This is a genomic window from Mesorhizobium sp. M1E.F.Ca.ET.041.01.1.1, assembly GCF_003997355.1.
Taxonomy (GTDB): domain Bacteria; phylum Pseudomonadota; class Alphaproteobacteria; order Rhizobiales; family Rhizobiaceae; genus Mesorhizobium.
In genome coordinates this window covers 1-1299 of the sequence record NZ_RZSL01001022.1, presented here as the reverse complement: position 1 = coordinate 1299, position 1299 = coordinate 1, and the positions used below count along the sequence as shown (strand labels likewise).

The following is a 1299-nucleotide window of genomic DNA, read 5'->3' as shown; positions in this document are numbered from 1 at the left end:
CGCCAGCTCGTCGAGGTCGGCCGAGATATCGAAACTCTTCTCGGCGCCCTTGTGGACGCCGCCGATGCCGCCGGTGGCGAAAACCTTTATGCCCGCCATATGCGCGGCAATCATGGTGGCGGCAACGGTGGTGCCGCCGGTGCGCCCTTGCGCGACGGCAAAACCGATATCGGCGCGCGACAGTTTCATGGCGTCGCCGGTCATGGCGAGCGATTCGCGCTCGCCATCGGACAGCCCGATCTTGATGCGGCCGTTGACCACCGCGATCGTCGCCGGCACCGCGCCGCCATCGACGATGATCTGCTCGACCTTGGCCGCCATGGCACCATTGTCGGGGTAGGGCATCCCGTGGGTGATGATGGTGCTCTCCAACGCCACCACTGGCCTGTCGGCGGCGAGCGCCTCAGCCACCGGCGGATGGATGTCGATGAAGGGGCGGGCGGTCTCAGGCGTCATGTCTGTCTCCGATCGAAGCGAAAAATGCTCCGGCAAGATGATCTGGTGGCCCTATGCCACCTCCCGTGCCTCCGGCACAAGGGCCAGCGCCTGCGCGAAACTGGAGGTGGTGAAGGCTGGCACTGCCTCGGCGCTCTCGATGGCGAGCATCGCCGCGGCAACGCCTTCGCGCAGCGCCGCCCGCAGAGGCTGGCCGCGCAGCAGCGCCGCGACCGTAGCGCCCGTCAGCGCATCGCCGGCGCCAGTGACGTCGGCGACCCGTCGAGCGGCGGGAGGGTCGATGGCAAAGACGCCGGACTCGTCGAAGCCCAGCACCGGGGCGCCGCCGGCAGTGACCACGCCCGCCGTCAGCCCCACCCGCCTGAGCTCCTTGACAAGCTCCAGCCCCGACATGTCCGCGCCGGCGAGCGCCGCCGCCTCGCGGCGGTTCATGAACAGCAGCGACAGGTTGCCGAGCAGCGGCGCCAGCCGGACGACCTTCGCCGGCGAGATGGCGATGGCGAAGATCGGCCTGTCGCCAGCCTGCGCCACCAGTCGTTCCAGCGCCGCCGTCGGCAGGTTCGCGTCGCAAAGGATCGCGTCGGCCTCAGCGATCGCCTCGCGGACCTTGGCGCGGCGGATCTGCTTGGGGAAGGCGAGATCGTAGAGGCCCATATCGGCAAAGCCGACGATCAGTTCGCCCTCGCTGTCGATCAACGCCGTGTAGCTCGGCGTCGTGCGGTCGAGGAATACCACCGACAGGTCAGCGATACCGGCCCGGGCGATCGCCGAGGCGACCGTCTCAGCCGCCGCATCGCCGCCGCGCACCGAAAGCAGCGAGGCCGACACGCCGCGCTTCGCCAC

At 69.4% G+C, this 1299-nt stretch carries 2 protein-coding genes; both read right to left on the bottom strand.

Annotated elements, in window-relative coordinates; translation table 11 throughout:
* Window positions 1-456 (bottom strand): pseudouridine-5'-phosphate glycosidase (locus EOA38_RS36980; RefSeq protein ID WP_145966310.1); only part of this gene is annotated, 456 nt, incomplete at its 3' end.
* A gap of 51 nt (window positions 457-507) precedes the next feature.
* Window positions 508-1299, bottom strand: a 792-nt coding sequence (locus EOA38_RS36975) for a carbohydrate kinase family protein (RefSeq protein WP_127301530.1), incomplete at its 5' end; no start/stop codon positions are given.